Raw genomic sequence first — 1,819 nt, forward strand, 5'->3', positions numbered from 1 at the left:
CGACGGACCTTCCCGGAGCCCTTGATCTAAGTCGTTGATTCATTGTAGGAAATCAGAAAATCGGCGAAAATGTAGGCATGTAATATAGATAATAGTGCTTGACAAACAATGAGCTATATGCTTTTATTGTCGGCATGTACATCGCCCGCGTCCCCAACCGAAAATCCAGGCCGGCCATTCTGCTTCGTGAGTCCTATCGTGAGGGCGGCAAAGTCTGCACACGAACCATCGCCAATCTGACGAACTGGGCACCGGAGCGGATCGTCGCCATGGAACGTCTGGTGAAGGGCGAATTCGACGACTGGTCGGGAGAGATGACCAGCGGCGAGATTTTTGGCGTGCTGTTTGCACTCAAGCAGTTGGCCGACCAGGTGGGCATCACGCGGGTGCTGGGCAGCGCTGCGGAAAGCAAGCTCAACCTGTTCCTGATTCTCGCGCGTATCGCGCATGGGGGCTCGCGGTTGTCGGCGGTACGCTGGGCGAAACAACACACGGTGGCCGATGTGTTGGGGGTGGAGACGTTCGATGAGGACGACCTCTATGCCGCGCTGGACTGGCTGGCGAGCCAGCAGGAGCGCATCGAGCGGGAACTGTACCAGGCCTACGTCAAGGAGCAGGGCCAACCACCGGTCCTGGTGCTGTACGACGTGACCTCAAGCTATTTCGAAGGGGAATGCAACGAGCTGGGGCAATACGGCTACAACCGCGACGGCAAGCGAGGCAAGCAGCAAATCGTCATCGGTTTGTTGACCGCCGAGGACGGCGAGCCCCTGGCGGTGCGCGTCTTTGAAGGCAACACCGCGGACCCGACGACGGTGGCCAGCCAGATCACGATCCTGAAGGAGCAGTTCGGGATTGCCGAGGTGGTGATGGTGGGCGATCGGGGAATGATCAAGGCCAAGGGGAAGGCCGCGCTGTCGGCGGAGGGCTTCCGTTATATCACGGCCTTGACTGACGCCCAGATACGCACCTTCCTCAAGGAGGGCGTGCTGCAGACGGATCTGTTCGATGCGCACCTGTGCGAGGTGGAGCACGACGACAAGCGCCTGATCGTGCGCCGGAACGAAACCGTGCGGGTGCGCGAGGGGCGGCGGCGAGAGGACAAGTTAGCGCAGTTGCAAGCGCAAGGTCGCCGAACGTAATGCCTTCGTCAAGGACTCCAGGCGCGCCAGCGCGGCGGCAGGCCTGGCCGCCTTGCAGCGCTGGGCCAAGAGCCACAAGCTCAGCGCGTTTGTCACCCTGACGCTGAAAGAACGCGTCATTGTCTGTACCCTCGACGAGGAAGCCAAAGCGCAAGACGCCCTGCTCGACGGCTGCTATCTGCTGGAAACCGATGTGCCGCTGACCTTGATGGACGCGAAGACGATCGATGCGCGTTATCGCGACCTGCAAAAAGTCGAGCGCAACTTCCGTACCGTGAAAACCACCTTCCTGGAAATTCGCCCGATCTTCCTGCGCAAGGCCGAGCGGACCAAGGCGCATGTCTTCGTGGCGATGCTCGCTTTGAAGATCACGCGGCGGTTTGAAGCCGATCTGCGCCAGACGTTCGGGACTACCGAAGACAACCCCGCCGCCATCACTCCGGACGACGCCTTGGTGGCGCTCGGGCGATTGACCTATCTCTACAGCACTGACCGCAACGGTCAGCGTCACACGCATCTGCCACGCCCGGACGAGCAACAGGCCAAAATCCTCGACGCCATCGGCCTGTCCTTCCAGCTCAAGGCCAAACCCGACAAGCTCGCCGCGTAGGCAGACGCCGCTTTTGCGGCATCGGCTATTATTTTAACAAAAACCGATACTTACAGCATAATTGCGT

1 protein-coding gene and 1 pseudogene are annotated in these 1,819 nt (G+C 60.0%); both read left to right on the forward strand.

The genetic code is table 11. The features are described 5' to 3' along the window. Positions 1 to 134: 134 nt before the first annotated feature. Entirely contained in the window at positions 135 to 1,142 is a 1,008-nt protein-coding gene (locus ACCAA_RS21940; RefSeq protein WP_425394455.1) for an IS1634 family transposase, read from the forward strand. A gap of 34 nt (positions 1,143 to 1,176) precedes the next feature. Further along, a pseudogene (locus tag ACCAA_RS21945) lies at positions 1,177 to 1,752 on the forward strand (IS1634 family transposase); the annotation flags it as partial. Between the last annotated feature and the right edge of the window lie 67 nt (positions 1,753 to 1,819).

The sequence above is a fragment of the Candidatus Accumulibacter aalborgensis genome (assembly GCF_900089955.1).
Lineage (GTDB): Bacteria > Pseudomonadota > Gammaproteobacteria > Burkholderiales > Rhodocyclaceae > Accumulibacter > Accumulibacter aalborgensis.